Source organism: Asticcacaulis sp. EMRT-3 (assembly GCF_030027245.1).
Lineage (GTDB): Bacteria > Pseudomonadota > Alphaproteobacteria > Caulobacterales > Caulobacteraceae > Asticcacaulis.
The window spans coordinates 360,879-374,185 of record NZ_JASERT010000001.1 but is presented as its reverse complement, the minus strand read 5'-3'; the positions used below and the strand labels follow the sequence as shown (position 1 = coordinate 374,185).

Below are 13,307 nucleotides of genomic sequence, written 5' to 3'. Positions count from 1 at the left end.
GCATCAACGAAAGAGAGCGGCCCATGTCGAAAAAAACTCCCAAGCCCCTCAAGAGTCAGGCCCGTATCGAAAAACTGCAAATCGCGCTGGTCGATACCCAGATCTGGACTCTGGCCCACGGCCGCAAGGTGTGCATCGTCATGGAAGGGCGCGATGCGGCGGGCAAGGACGGCTCGATCAAGCGGCTGACCGAATGTCTGTCGGTGCGCAACACCCATGTGGTAGCCCTGCCCAAACCGACCGACGCCGAAGAGGGCCAGTGGTGGTTCCAGCGCTATGTCAACCGCCTGCCCACCACCGGCGAATGGACCATCTATAACCGCTCCTGGTATAATCGCGCCGGGGTTGAGAAGGTGATGGGCTTTTCAAGTCCTGAAAAGCAGGAAATTTTCATCCGCGACGTGCCCGATTTCGAGAGCATGATCGTGCGCAGCGGCATTAACCTGATCAAGTTCTGGCTCGATATATCGCGGGAAGAACAAAAAGAGCGCCTCGATGCCCGGCGCAGCGATCCGCGCAAGCGTCTGAAAGTGTCCGATCTCGACAAGGTGGCGCAGGAGCGCTGGGACGATTATTCGGCGGCGCGTGATGAAATGCTGAAGCGCTCCCACCACGACAATGGCCGCTGGATCTGCGTCGCCACCGACTCCAAGAAAAAGGCGCGCGAAAATATCCTGCGTCATGTGCTGAAGGTCATCGATTGTCCGCATGGTTGCGATGAGGTGGCCGCACCCGATCCTGACATCCTTTTCGACTACGATGAAATCATCGAAGGCCGCCGCGCTTTGCAGCCCTGAGGCGGTCTTTCAAAAAACCGTCTGTCTGCGAAAATGAGGTGCCGAACCTGAGGATAACCCGCCTCCGGTAAGGATTTATTGACTCTATTCTGCCACGATTCGAACCACGGCGGGCGGACGGCCCGCTTACGGACAGAAGGTTCAGCCCGCCATGCTCCCGCACGCGACGCGCAAAGCGCCCGTTACCGATTCCGCGCCTCCGAAGCGCGCCGATCTGAAGGTCTGCGGTGACTGTAGCCTGTGCTGCAAGGTCTATGACATTCCCGAACTTGAAAAGAAGATGGGCCATGTCTGCCACCATGTCCGGCCAGAAGGCGGCTGCGGCGTGTGGGGCCTGCATCCGCAAACCTGTCAGGATTTCAAATGCCTGTGGATACGCCACGATGATATGAACGCCCTGTGGCGGCCCGATGTCTGCGGTTTTGTGCTGCGCCTTGAGCCCAATGGCACTACGCTTGCCGTCGATGTCGATCCCGACCGCCCCGATGCCTGGCGTACCCAGCATTATTATGACCAGCTTAAATTGTGGTCGGAGGTCATGCCGAAAAACGAAGGTCTGGTGCTCGTCTATGTGCCCGGTGGCCTGTTCGTCATCACCCCGATGGAAGACCTGTTCCTGAAAGCGCCCAAACGCGGCGACATTCTCGAAACCGGCATGGAAATGACCCTGTTCGGCCTGCGCCCGTTCGCCCGTGTCATTCCGGCGCGCGAGGTGCGCAAAGACCGTTCGGGTTTGGTTCGCCGTCGCGGCTGAACGCGCAAAAACGCTCGACATTTTTGCTGCGGCAGTTCATCAAAGCGGCATGACGGCCTCTCTCCCAGATCAGTCCCCGCCCGCCCCCCTGCCTGACGCGCCCCGCCTGAACTGGGTGGATCGGTACGCGCCCGCAGCCTTACGGCCCTGGTTACGGCTTGGCCGTTTTGACCGGCCGATCGGCATCTGGCTGCTGTTTCTGCCCGGCGCTATGGGGCTGGCGCTCGGCATGGCCCACCCGATCTTCGCCATCGACGCCCTGCATCCCGACATCACCCATCCGCAATGGAACGGACGGGCGGCCCTGTCGATCTTCCCCTATGGCAAGCTGCTGCTGTTCTTTATCGGTGCCGCCCTGATGCGCGCGGCGGGCTGCGCCTATAATGACTTCATCGACCGCGATTTCGACGCCCAGGTCGAACGCACACGCGGCCGCCCGATCCCGTCCGGTCAGATCAGCCCGAAGCAGGCGCTTTTATTCGTGGCCGCCTGCTCGCTGATCTCGCTGGCCATACTGGTGCAGCTCGGCACATTGGCTATCATCTTGGGCGTCGCGTCGCTCGGTCTGGTGGCGGCCTATCCGTTCATGAAGCGCATCACCTGGTGGCCGCAGGCCTGGCTGGGCCTGACCTTCAACTGGGGCCTGCTGATGGGCTACGCCACCATGACGGGCCGCCTCGATGTGCCCGCCCTCGTCTTCTATGCCGGTCTGGTGTTCTGGACGCTCGGCTACGACACCATCTATGCGCTTCAGGACATTGAGGACGACATCTTAATCGGCGTCAAATCGAGCGCACGCGCACTGGGCCGCCACACGGTTGATGGCGTCGCTATCTTCTATGGTCTGGCCGTGGTGCTGACCGGCCTTGCCGGTACGCTGGCCCACCTGCCCTTCCTGTTTTTCGCTGGAATTCTGGCCGTCGGCGGGCATTTTTTCTGGCAGGTGACGCGCTTGCAGCCCGATTCGGGCGAACGTGCCCTCATCCTTTTCAAATCCAACCGCACGGTGGGCCTGCTCTGGTTTCTGGGGCTGGTTCTCGTGCATGTCAGCGGCAGGTTTCATGTATAGTCCGAAGCGAAATGCCTACCTGCCCGCCGCCCTGGCTCTGTCTCTGCTGGCCGTGTGCGCTTTAAGCGCCTGTCATCAGAAGCCCACCGCTGAGAAGGCGCCGACCACACCGCCCGCCACGGTAGCGCCGCTCGGTTTTGCCAAGACCACCGACGACGCCCAGGTCAGCCTCACCCTGCCCGACCCGATCAAGCTCTATCCGAAGCTGCATACCCGGCTGTATAAGGAAGGTCAGGCGGCGCTGACGGCTTTTCTCGATCAGGCCCATAAGGACCGCGCCGAATCGAGCGCCGATGGCATCGCCATGCCCGCCTATTACCACGCCATCAACTGGAAGATCGCCGCCCAGAGCAGCCGTTTTGTGTCGCTCTATGCCGAGGAAGACGATTATCAGGGCGGGGCCCATCCCAATTCGACCTTCCATACCCTGTTATGGGACAAGACGAAGAATGACCTCGTGCCGGTCAGCAGCCTGTTTGCGCCCCACGCCGATATGTCGGCGGTCGATTCTTACCTCTGCCACCAGATCGAAGCCGAGCGGGCGCGCCGTACCGGTGAACCGGTCAATCAGGCGCAATCGGGCTTTGCCTGCCCGCATCTGGCCGACAGTCGCCTGATTCTGATTCCCTCCACCATCGACGGCAAGATCGGCGCGATCGACGCCCTGTTCGCCCCCTATGAAATCGGCCCCTATGCCGAAGGCCCCTATGAAATCCGGGTGCCGCAAAGCCAGCTTAAAAGCGTGATCGCTCCGCAATGGGCCGACCAGTTCGACGGCGAAGCGATCAAGGAAGCCGCCCTGCCCGATCCCGATTCCGACAAGGACAAGGCGCAATAAATGCCCGATTTGGCGGCGCGGATGGCCTTTATCCGCGATCATACACGTTCCTTGCCGGTGGCGTCGGTGCCGGGGGTGTCGCTCTATCAGGCCGATGAGGTGACGCCTTTGTGGCTGATGACCGAACAGGCGCTCGATCAGGCCCGGCTTGCGCCGCCCTTCTGGGCCTTTGCCTGGTCGGGCGGTCAGGCCCTGGCCCGCTATATCCTCGAAAATCCCGCCCTGGTGCGTGGCAAGCGGGTGCTTGATATGGCCTGCGGCTCCGGTCTGGTCGGCATAGCGGCGCTGAAGGCGGGCGCGGCCAGCGCCCTGTGCAACGACATCGACCCCTATGCCGAGGTCGCCGTGGCGCTGAATGGCCAACTGAACGGCGTCGCCCCGGTCTTTCTGGGCGGCGACCTGCTGCACGACGATCCCCCGGCAGACATAGATTTGATCCTGGCTGGCGACATCTGCTATGAAAAAGCGATGAGCGAGGCCATGCTGTCATATTTTCGCCGCGCCGCCCGCCACACTATCGCCGTCTATATCGGTGATCCGCATCGCACCTATTTTCCGTATGCATCTGTGGATGCGGGCCTGAAAAAGGTGGCGGCCTACACCATATTGACTCATGCCGACATCGAAGACGGCGACGAAAAGGCCGCCAGTGTCTGGCAAATGGAGACTTCGCATGGCCACAAGGCCTGACATGATCGACTATCATATCGCACTTCCGGCGGTCGGGTCGGACAGGTAGCCCCATGAACATACGTCTGAGCGTGGCCTGTCTGATGGGCGTTTTGTGGGCGACGACGGCGCTGGCCGATCCGCCGCCGGTGCCGCCGCCCACGCCGCAGCAGGTGATGGCTGACCTGACGACGCGCGCCAATGGCGGCGATGCGCAAGCCGCCTATGATCTCGCCCAGGTCTATGTCGAGGGCATATACGGCCAGAAGAAAAACCCGAAACTGGCGGCGCAATGGACTCTGCGCGCCGCGCAAGGCGGACTGGCCAAGGCTGAAGCCGACTATGCCGGACGTCTGGAAAGCGGCAAGGGCGTTAATCCCGATTTCAACGCGGCGCTCGGCTGGTATCAAAAGGCCGCCGATCAGGGCGATGTGGGTGCCACCCTGCATATGTGTGAAACCTTCACGCAAAACCCGGCCGTTACGCCGGACTGGGGCAAGGCCCTGCCCTATTGCCGCACGGCGGCGGGCAGCGGCGCGCCCACCGCCCTTTACGCCCTGGGTCTGGCCCTCGTCGAGGGCAAGGCCACGCCCGCCGATCCGGTGCAGGGGCTGAAGTATCTCGACGCCGCCGCCAGCAAGGACAATGGCGATGCGCTCGAAGCGCTCGGCGAAATCTACAGCTCAGGCCAGTATGTGCCGCAAAACTACGCGCAAGGTTTGACCTATTTCCGTAAGGCCGCTGTGCTCGGCAAACGCGACGCCGTGCTGCATATGGCGCAGCAGATCGATGCCGGTCAGGGCACGGCGGCCGATCCGCACGAAGCGGCGCGGCTGTATGATGTGCTGATCCGTGGCGGCCATGATGATGACAGCGCCACGGCCCAAACCTGGCTGACCGCCCACCCGCAGTTCAAGCGGGCGCAATTCGCCGACAATATCCTCAAGGTCAGCGATGTGGCGCGGGACACCATCTTCTATGCCGTGGACAGCGACGACCCGCGCTTCCAGACCCTCGATATGGCCGGTTATTTCGATTATCTCAGCCAGAACAGCTATCCGGCCGAAGCTCAGAATGATGCGATCGAGGGCAATGCTGCCGCCGAATGCCGCTTTACCGCCACGGGCGATTTCGACGATTGCGTGCTGATCAGCGAAAACCCGAAAGGGCATGGCTTCGGCGCGGCCCTGATGAATATTTTCAACCATCTCGGTGCTTCGGGCAATAAGATCGACTGGGCCAGCCGCTATTCCGGCAAGGTGCTGCGCGTCTCGATGCGCTGGAAACTGAACTGAAAGTCTGCTCAGCAGGTTTTATCCACAGATGCACACAGGTATCGTCATGAAGAAAATCGCTTTCCCTATACCTCCCCATCTATGATGGGGAGGGGGGCCGCACGAAGCCGCTTAAGCGGCTGAGATGTGGTGGTGGGGCATGTTGGGTAGCGTAAAGCCGCATTCAGGCAGATGAGCACCTTCTGAAAATCTATGCGAAACCCTTGCTAACCCCTGGAATCGGCCTTGAAATCCGGTTTGAAATCCCCCGGAGCATAGCCGAAATCGCGGGCGGGCGGCACAGGGTCGAACCACAGGTCGCGGTTCATGCGCACAACCATTTGCAGATTGCGCTTCAGTTTGCGCCCTGGCGTTAACACGTCCAGCACGGCAAATCCCCAGCGCCACACGACTTCGGGCAGGCTTAAAATCAGCGGCCTGCGACCCAGCGCGGCAAAGACGCGCGCCACCATATCATGATAGGTAAGAGACTCACCACCGGGCAGATTATAGCTCTTGCCGAAACTGGCCTCAGCCGGTAGCGCCGCCGCTGCCGCCGCCGCCAGATCGCGGGCATGGACGGGCTGGCGCAGGCCCGACGCCTTGCCGCATAGCGGGAAAAAACCGAGCTTGCGGATCAGGTCGGCGATGCGGGTCACATTTTCGTCGTGCCCCTCATCATAGATCAGGGTGGGCCGCAGGATCGTCCAGTCGATGCTGTTCTGCGCGCAAAACTGCGCGACGCGCGCCTCACCCGCCGCCAGTTTTTCAACCACTTCGCGCTCAGCCGGTTCCAGCGATTCGCCCTTGGTCAGGCGGCTGGTTGACGAAAAAGCCACCAGACGTTGCATCCCCAGCGCCTGCAAGCGCTGAAGCAGGGCCTCGCTGACCAGCCAGACCGGCGCACAAATGATCACATGGCTGAAGCGATTGTCCGGCTGAAAGGCTTCGGGCCGGGTGGCATCCAGCACCAGACCCTGACCGGCTATGGGTTTGCGCGCCGTGCGCCAGATAGCCTCCTGCGGCCAGCCCGCCTTGATCAGGGCGTCATGCATCCTGCGCCCCACCAGTGAGCGCGCCCCGATCACGAGAACCAAGTCTTGCGTCTTTTCCATCTGGTCATATTGCCCGCTCTGGCCTATGTCAGCAAGCTATACTCAAATCCTCCCGGAGTGCATTTTTCGCACTTTGGGCAAGGCCGCCACTTTGTTTTAAGAAATGGCCGCCCGAGCTTATGCGAGGCACCCGCCTTCCTGTAAACATGCGACGTTTGAGCTGAAGAACATCATCCCAAAGGGCGGTTTCGCACTTTGGGCAAGGCCGACGGGCCGCCCGAGCTTATGCGAGGAGCCATGCGGCGTTTGAGCTGAAGAATAGAGAAAAAGATGAGCGCCTATAAAAGCCTGCGGGATTTCATCGCCAAGCTGGAAGCGGCCGGCGAACTGGTGCGCGTCACCACGCCGGTTTCGACCCATCTCGAAATGACCGAGATCCAGACCCGCCTGCTGGCTGAAAAAGGCCCGGCGGTTCTGTTCGAAAACGTCACGCTGGAAGATGGCTCGCCCTCGCCCATGCCGGTTCTGGTCAATCTGTTTGGCACGGTCAGGCGCGTGGCGATGGGCGTCACACTGGAAGGCAGGGAACGCACCACGGGCGAGGAACTGCGCGAGGTCGGCGAACTGCTGGCCTTCCTGCGCCAGCCCGAACCACCGCGCGGCCTGAAAGACGCCTTCGACATGCTGCCGCTGATGCAGACCGTTTTATCGATGCGGCCCAAAACGGTGAAAACCGCACCGGTTCAGGAGGTTGTCCTGACCGGTGAAGACATTGATTTAACCAAATTGCCGATTCAGGGCTGCTGGCCCGGCGAGCCCGCTCCGCTGATCACCTGGCCGCTGATCGTCACCAAAGGCCCGTCGGATTCGCGCGAAGACGACTATAATCTGGGCATTTACCGGATGCAGGTGCTCGGTAAAAACCGCACCATCATGCGCTGGCTGGCCCATCGCGGCGGTGCCCAGCACCACCGCCGCTGGAAGGCCGCCAAAGACAAAGGCGGCAAACGCGAGCCCCTGCCCGCCTGCGCCGTATTGGGCGCTGATCCCGGCCTGATCCTGGCCGCCGTCACCCCCGTGCCCGATACCCTGTCGGAATACCAGTTCGCCGGGCTTTTGCGCGGCCAGAAGGCCGAACTGGTGGCCGCCAAAACCGTGCCGCTGCTGGTGCCCGCCCATGCCGAAATCGTGCTGGAAGGCCATGTCCTGCTCGACGACTATGCCGATGAAGGCCCGTATGGCGACCATACCGGCTATTATAATTCGGTCGAAAAATTTCCGATATTTGAAATCTCCGCCATCACGATGCGGAAAAAACCCATCTATCTGTCCACCTTTACCGGCCGCCCGCCCGATGAGCCGTCCGTGCTGGGCGAAGCTTTAAATGAAGTCTTTATCCCGCTGATTCAGCAGCAGTTTCCGGAAATCGTCGATTTCTGGCTGCCGCCGGAGGGCTGTTCCTACCGCATCGCCGTGATCAGCATGAAGAAGGCCTATCCCGGCCATGCCAAGCGCGTCATGATGGGGGCGTGGTCATATCTTCGCCAATTCATGTACACCAAATGGATTATCGTGGTTGATGACGACATCAATGCGCGTGACTGGAAGGACGTGATGTGGGCGCTGTCCACCCGCATGGACCCGGCGCGCGACATCACCGTGGTCGAAAACACGCCGATTGACTATCTCGACTTCGCCTCGCCGGAATCGGGCTTAGGGAGCAAGATCGGCCTCGACGCCACCAATAAGTGGGAGCCGGAAACGCACCGCGAATGGGGCGAAAAGCTCGAAATGGATCAATCCATCATTGATCGCGTCTCGCAGAAATGGGCTGAAATGGGCCTGCCCGGTTCCGGCAAACCGATCTGGAAACGTTAAATTTCAAGCATCCTCGTCGCCCGGCATGGACAGCTTGACCAGCACCATCACGAACAGACACCAGCGGATGTCGTTCCAGATCATGGCCATGCTTTCGGTCACGCTCGACAGGCTGTAAATAGCGAGGAACGGCAGGGCGAAATAACCGCCCTCGCCGCGCGCCGTGCGGTAAAGCGCCTTCAGCCACGTCTCGGCAAACACCAATGCCCACAGCACAAATCCACCTACGCCAAGACCCAGCCATGTCTCGTACCAGCATGAATGGGCGTGATAGGCGCGAAACCCGGCCACCTGGGTGATCTTGGCCAGGGGCGCATAGCTGGCCTCATCGTCCCACACCACGCCATAGCCATAGCCGAGCTTCTGATGGCCCTGCATGACCGACGAAATCCCTTCCCAGATATAGGTGCGCCCGGTCAGGGTGGCGTCCTTGCCAAGCAGGCCGAACACCATGCCCGGCTCCATCAAAAGGAAGGTGGTGATGATCAGCAAGACGCTCAGGCTCAGCCAGGTCAGCATAATGGCGATGATCGGCCCGCGCCGCGCCAGAATGATCGCGCCAACCCCGGCCATGCCGACCGCCAGCGCCACCAGCGAGGTTTTCGAGGTCGAGAGAAAGACCAGCCCCGCCATGCCCGCCGCCATGATCCACCACACCCCGCGCCGTGACGGATTATTGAGCGCCGCCGCCGCCGCCGCCACGAAGCCGATGGCCATCATGGCGCCGAGGCTGTTCTTTTCCACCCACGGCCCGCGCCACGCGCCCACGAACAGTTCCTGCATGCGCCCCATATGCGGAAAGGCGATGGCCAGCACATAAGAGAGCACCATCATCACCACGAAGGCCAGCCCCACCACCTCGCTCAGGCGCGGCCACGAAAACCGCACGGCCAGCGCATAGCCGCCCAGCACCGTCATCAACAGCGCGATGAAGCGGCGCAGCGTGCCGGAAGGATCGATCGACCAGATAAACGACAGCCCGCACAAAAGCGTCAGAACCACCAGCAGCGGCGTACGCCATACGGCGCTGGCCAGCCTGCGCCAGCTCATCACGGCCACGAACAGGCCGCACAGATAAAAGGGATAATAGATGGCCCGCGCCAGCCCGCCTTCGCTTTGCGGCGTACCGTTATAGCCGAACAGCGGCGCTTCCCAGGCTTGCGAAAAAGCCAGCAGCAAACCGACCCCGCACAACAGGGACAGCCAGCCGGTGCTCCAGTCCCGACGCCAGCCCTGACATAGGTCGCGCCAGGTCTGTACCAGGCTGTTCATCGGCGCATCACAGGGCGGCGAAGCGGCCGGGCGCGGATTTCGCCACATGGCGGGCGCGGTTATAGACCATGCCCATCAATCGTCCGCCCGCCCGCTCGATGGCATTACGCAAGGTCAGACGTGCCTGCACATCGCCGTCACCTTCGCTGACCACGAGAATAACACCATCCATCAGGGGAGCCAGTTGCAGGGCGGCTGTACCACGCTCCATAGCCGGTGCATCGACCACAATCGTCTGGGCGTGGCCGCGTAAAGATCGCCAGTAGGTGGTTTGCTCGAACAATTTGGGGCGGCAGCCCGGCGGCAGCTTGTCGCTCAGGAGGCGCGTCACCCACAGGCGGCGATCAAGAAAAGGACGCGCCACCAGATAGCGCGCATCGGGCACAGCCTGACCATCGCGCGCCACGCCCGGCGGCGACAGGTGGAAGAAGGCCGAACCATCCGGCGAGGCCTGGCTCAGCGCCCCCGGCGGCCCAAAACGGCTGGCCGCATCGGTTACGGCCTGCATCTGGGTCTGGCGTTTCAGGTCGGCATCGATCAGCCAGACCGGCTTTTTGGCGTAGGCTGCCTCGCAACGCGCATATTCGCGCGCCACGGTCGAGGTGCCCTCACCGGCATAGGCGGCCACGAACATCAGGGCGCGCCCCCGCCCCGTTTGAGCCGGCCCCCCATGAGCGCGACCTAACGCCGTCATCAGATCGGCCATTTCGCGGGTGAGATCAACCATGAGCACGCCATACCGTACTGCGACTCAGCGCCTGCCGCGAATCGCCCGCTCCACTGTCGCAAAGCCCGTTGCTGCGATCAAGGCGCATCATCAGGCCGCCCTTGCCTCGGTCTTCATGCCAGCCCCACTCTTCATGCCTGCCTGCGCCAGAACCGGCAGATCGAGCGCCTTTGCGGCCATGGAAGCGCTGGAAAAACCCTTGCGCGTATAGACCCGCAACAGGCCTGCGCACAGGGCGGTAAAGCCGGCGAACAGGAAGGACAGGATCAGAATGACGCGCTTCAGGCTTTTGGGCTTGTCGGGCATGGAGGCTTTTTCGACCACGCGCACCGTATCGTCCGACCCCTTGGCCAAGGCCTGCTGGGCGTCGTTTTCCTGAATGCGCTGGGTAAAGGCACGGATATTGTTTTGCAGGGCATCACGGTCGGCGCTGAGATTATTATATTGCGCCTCAATACTGAGCAAACCCTGCATCTTCTGCGTCACCTGACCGGCCTGATCCTCAAGCTGCTGAATACGGCCATGCAGGGAAGCGATGTCGGCTTCGAGATCAAGCTTCTGCGTCATCGCGTCCTGATAGATCGGATTGACCCCCATCTTGTGCGCCTGTTCGCCGACGCCGTTACCGGTATTCATCATGCCCTGATAGGCGGCAATCTGGGCATCGATGTCCTTGACGGGCTGGGCGCTTGGCAGATAGCGCGACAAAAGCTCCTGACGCTGTTGCTTTAAGGCAAAGATTTTGTTGGGCACCGAAAGGTCGAGATCGCGCTCGGTCGACATTTCCGGTGACAGGGTTTTCAGATTGACTTCGATTTCGGTCAGCTTGGCCTGATCAGTGGCCCGTTGCGAACGCGCATCATAAAGCCCGCTGGTCACCGTGTCGTAAATCTTGGCGTAGGTGGCCTTGGCGGCCTGAAAATCGCCGACGCCGTTTTGCGCCAGAAAACGCTGATAGGCCTGATCGGCCACCGCCAGACGCGCGTCGAAATCCTCTTTCTGCTGTTCCAGCAGAGGGCCGGTGGTATCGGTGAAGACCTCGCGGCGATAGACCTGATATTCGTCGATCAGCGTATTGAGAATCAAAGCTGCCGACATGGCGTTGGAATGCTTGAACGTCAGATGCACGACATTATTTTGCGGCGCGGTGGAAATATCGAGTCCCCCCTGCATCACCTTCAGCGCCGCCTGTTCGGCCTCGGCGCGCTCAGCCTCGCTCTTCGGGTTCCAGTATTGCGGAGAGTCGGGCAGGATCACTTTATAGCCCAGCTTGGCGATGACGCGCTTTTTCAACTCGGTGGAGTTAAGAATTTCAACTTCAGATTGTACGATCTGATCAATTGTGGCCGCCACACCGCTGGCGGCTCCGCCCGTCGCCGGATCATAGACGTAGTTTTGCGATAGCTGCATCAGCAGACTGGCCCCGGCCGTATAGTTGGACGGCATGGAGAAAGCCGCAGCCAGACCGATGGCGAAAATGGCGCAAAACACAATCAGGATCAGCCAGACTTCACGCCATAACAGCCTGAGAATATCGCCCAACTCCAGTTGCGAAACCGTGTTTCCGGCCGGTCTGGCGGCGAATCCCATCACATGTCCCGATCTATTCTTTTCCGCCTGGCTAAAGCCCGCCTGACCTGGCGCAGTCCTGCGCTCTGGCATCCGCACCACCGATTCCGCGTCATCAATCCAGGCTTTATCAGCTTGCATGGAGTCGTTCCGTCCCGCCAGGGTTTTCACACAGTTCCGGGCTTCAAGTCTCATGCTCAGCGTGCATGAATATAGCATAGGTTGCAAATTTGAGTCGCCCGTATGCCAAACTAGGCCAGCGGGCGTTAATGAATGTTTACCATTTTCGGGCTTAATCAGCAGAAGCTTAAAGATTCTTCAACGGCCCCGCATTTTCCGGCAGAGGCCCGCATCCCTTCACTGTTTCGTTCCACAGCCTTCGGTAAGCCGCCCATGCTCACACGCAGATTCTTCTTTCATACGATGCTGGCCTCGCTGACGGGCCTGAGCGTGGGCCTGGGTGCAATACAGGCTCTGGCCGAGGATCACGAAAAGCCGGATAAGCCGCACGAAATCGCCTTCGCCACCTGGAGCGACGAAGAACCGCTTTACCTCTTCTATCCGGGCGACAAGCTGGAGATCGACGTGGCCGGCGCCCCCGAACTGAGCCGTCAGACGCAAGTTGGCCCCGATGGCCGCGTCACGCTTGGCCTGATCGGCCAGATGATGGCGGCCTTCAAAACCGTGCCGCAACTGCAAAGCGACATCGAACAGGCTTACAGCAGCGTGCTGCGCGACCCAAAGGTCACCGTCTATCCGGGCGAAACCGCGCCGATGCGCATTCTGGTGGGTGGCGAGGTCAAAAATCCCGGCTTCGTCGAAATGACCGGCGATATGGATGCTTTACAGGCCGTGCTGGCGGCGGGCGGTTTTACCCACGGGGCGAAAACCCATCAGGTGGTGCTGATCCGGCGCTCGCGTGACGGTCACGCCATGCGCCGGATCCTCGATCTGCAAGACCCGCTGTCGGGCCGCTCCGACCGCCTCGAAGCCCTGCGCCGCTTCGACATCATCTATGTGCCGCGCACCAATATTGCCGAAGCGGGCGTTTTCGTCGAACAATGGGTCAACAACCTGATCCCCAGCCCGGTGATCAACTATTTCACCTACAAAACCTTCAAATAAGGCTCATGCGATTTACGGCCCAGCCAGACCTCCGCGATCTGGGTGGCATTGAGCGCCGCCCCTTTGCGCAGATTATCGCCGCTGACGAACAGGCCCAGACCATGCGCCACCGTCGGGTCATTGCGCACGCGCCCGACAAAAACCGGATCGCGTCCCGTGGCCTGCAAGGGATTGGGCACATCACTCAGGCAGACACGCCGGGCGCACGGCTTAACATCTCCAGCGCCCGAGCCTATGCGAGGAAAAGCCTGCGTGGCGACTGAACGCCAACCTCCGAGGC

General features: G+C 61.0%; 12 protein-coding genes and 1 pseudogene. 8 read left to right on the top strand and 5 right to left on the bottom strand.

What is annotated here, in order from left to right; all coding sequences use genetic code 11:
- The first annotated feature begins 23 nt into the window (after window positions 1-23).
- The 6 genes from QB905_RS01820 (at window position 24) to QB905_RS01795 (ending at window position 5,422) form a co-directional block, all read left to right on the top strand.
- The gene (locus tag QB905_RS01820) at window positions 24-797 is read left to right on the top strand and encodes a polyphosphate kinase 2 family protein (protein WP_282972864.1); all 774 of its coding nucleotides are present in this window, start codon (window positions 24-26) and stop codon (window positions 795-797) included.
- Window positions 798-948: 151 nt separating this feature from the next.
- Window positions 949-1,551, top strand: a complete 603-nt coding sequence (locus QB905_RS01815; RefSeq protein ID WP_282972863.1) for a hypothetical protein — start codon at window positions 949-951, stop codon at window positions 1,549-1,551.
- A gap of 49 nt (window positions 1,552-1,600) precedes the next feature.
- On the top strand, window positions 1,601-2,620 hold the full coding sequence (ubiA, locus tag QB905_RS01810) for a 4-hydroxybenzoate octaprenyltransferase (RefSeq protein ID WP_282972862.1): 1,020 nt from the start codon (window positions 1,601-1,603) through the stop codon (window positions 2,618-2,620).
- Window positions 2,613-3,458 carry a DUF3298 and DUF4163 domain-containing protein gene (locus tag QB905_RS01805; RefSeq protein ID WP_282972861.1) on the top strand — a complete coding sequence of 282 codons (846 nt, stop codon included), beginning with the start codon at window positions 2,613-2,615 and terminating at the stop codon, window positions 3,456-3,458. The genes ubiA and QB905_RS01805 overlap by 8 nt, the downstream gene beginning before the upstream one ends.
- Window positions 3,459-4,148, top strand: coding sequence for a class I SAM-dependent methyltransferase (locus QB905_RS01800; RefSeq protein WP_282972860.1), 690 nt, complete (start codon window positions 3,459-3,461; stop codon window positions 4,146-4,148).
- Between the two features lie 53 nt (window positions 4,149-4,201).
- On the top strand, window positions 4,202-5,422 hold the full coding sequence (locus QB905_RS01795) for a tetratricopeptide repeat protein (protein ID WP_282972859.1): 1,221 nt from the start codon (window positions 4,202-4,204) through the stop codon (window positions 5,420-5,422).
- Window positions 5,423-5,628: 206 nt separating this feature from the next.
- Here QB905_RS01795 and QB905_RS01790 read toward each other — a convergent pair whose 3' ends face one another.
- Window positions 5,629-6,489 carry an NAD-dependent epimerase/dehydratase family protein gene (locus QB905_RS01790; RefSeq protein WP_282975551.1) on the bottom strand — a complete coding sequence of 287 codons (861 nt, stop codon included), beginning with the start codon at window positions 6,487-6,489 and terminating at the stop codon, window positions 5,629-5,631.
- 297 nt (window positions 6,490-6,786) lie between these two features.
- Between QB905_RS01790 and QB905_RS01785 the strand changes: the two genes are divergently transcribed.
- Complete coding sequence (locus QB905_RS01785; protein WP_282972858.1) at window positions 6,787-8,334, top strand: UbiD family decarboxylase; 1,548 nt, start codon at window positions 6,787-6,789, stop codon at window positions 8,332-8,334.
- A gap of 3 nt (window positions 8,335-8,337) precedes the next feature.
- On the opposite strand, the gene QB905_RS01780 is transcribed toward QB905_RS01785, so the two are convergent.
- From QB905_RS01780 to QB905_RS01770, 3 genes are all read right to left on the bottom strand, one after another.
- Window positions 8,338-9,606, bottom strand: a complete 1,269-nt coding sequence (locus QB905_RS01780; protein WP_282972857.1) for an O-antigen ligase family protein — start codon at window positions 9,604-9,606, stop codon at window positions 8,338-8,340.
- A 7-nt stretch (window positions 9,607-9,613) separates the two neighbouring features.
- Window positions 9,614-10,333, bottom strand: a complete 720-nt coding sequence (locus tag QB905_RS01775) for a P-loop NTPase family protein (RefSeq protein WP_282972856.1) — start codon at window positions 10,331-10,333, stop codon at window positions 9,614-9,616.
- A gap of 90 nt (window positions 10,334-10,423) precedes the next feature.
- Window positions 10,424-12,043 carry a GumC family protein gene (locus tag QB905_RS01770; protein WP_282972855.1) on the bottom strand — a complete coding sequence of 540 codons (1,620 nt, stop codon included), beginning with the start codon at window positions 12,041-12,043 and terminating at the stop codon, window positions 10,424-10,426.
- 252 nt (window positions 12,044-12,295) lie between these two features.
- On the opposite strand from QB905_RS01770, the gene QB905_RS01765 reads away from it, so the two are divergent.
- On the top strand, window positions 12,296-13,027 hold the full coding sequence (locus tag QB905_RS01765) for a polysaccharide biosynthesis/export family protein (protein ID WP_282972854.1): 732 nt from the start codon (window positions 12,296-12,298) through the stop codon (window positions 13,025-13,027).
- Here the strand turns inward: QB905_RS01765 and QB905_RS01760 are convergent.
- Window positions 13,009-13,259: pseudogene (locus tag QB905_RS01760) on the bottom strand (Asd/ArgC dimerization domain-containing protein); the annotation flags it as partial. The gene QB905_RS01765 and the pseudogene QB905_RS01760 sit on opposite strands and share 19 nt — an antisense overlap.
- Window positions 13,260-13,307: the final 48 nt, after the last annotated feature.

Coding starts and splice junctions, on each gene's coding strand:
- QB905_RS01820 (WP_282972864.1), top strand. CDS start 24: ATGTCGAAAAAAACTCCCAAGCCCCTCAAGAGTCAGGCCCGTATCGAA.
- QB905_RS01815 (WP_282972863.1), top strand. CDS start 949: ATGCTCCCGCACGCGACGCGCAAAGCGCCCGTTACCGATTCCGCGCCT.
- ubiA (WP_282972862.1), top strand. CDS start 1,601: ATGACGGCCTCTCTCCCAGATCAGTCCCCGCCCGCCCCCCTGCCTGAC.
- QB905_RS01805 (WP_282972861.1), top strand. CDS start 2,613: ATGTATAGTCCGAAGCGAAATGCCTACCTGCCCGCCGCCCTGGCTCTG.
- QB905_RS01800 (WP_282972860.1), top strand. CDS start 3,459: ATGCCCGATTTGGCGGCGCGGATGGCCTTTATCCGCGATCATACACGT.
- QB905_RS01795 (WP_282972859.1), top strand. CDS start 4,202: ATGAACATACGTCTGAGCGTGGCCTGTCTGATGGGCGTTTTGTGGGCG.
- QB905_RS01785 (WP_282972858.1), top strand. CDS start 6,787: ATGAGCGCCTATAAAAGCCTGCGGGATTTCATCGCCAAGCTGGAAGCG.
- QB905_RS01780 (WP_282972857.1), bottom strand. CDS start 9,606: ATGAACAGCCTGGTACAGACCTGGCGCGACCTATGTCAGGGCTGGCGT.
- QB905_RS01775 (WP_282972856.1), bottom strand. CDS start 10,333: ATGGTTGATCTCACCCGCGAAATGGCCGATCTGATGACGGCGTTAGGT.
- QB905_RS01770 (WP_282972855.1), bottom strand. CDS start 12,043: ATGCAAGCTGATAAAGCCTGGATTGATGACGCGGAATCGGTGGTGCGG.
- QB905_RS01765 (WP_282972854.1), top strand. CDS start 12,296: ATGCTCACACGCAGATTCTTCTTTCATACGATGCTGGCCTCGCTGACG.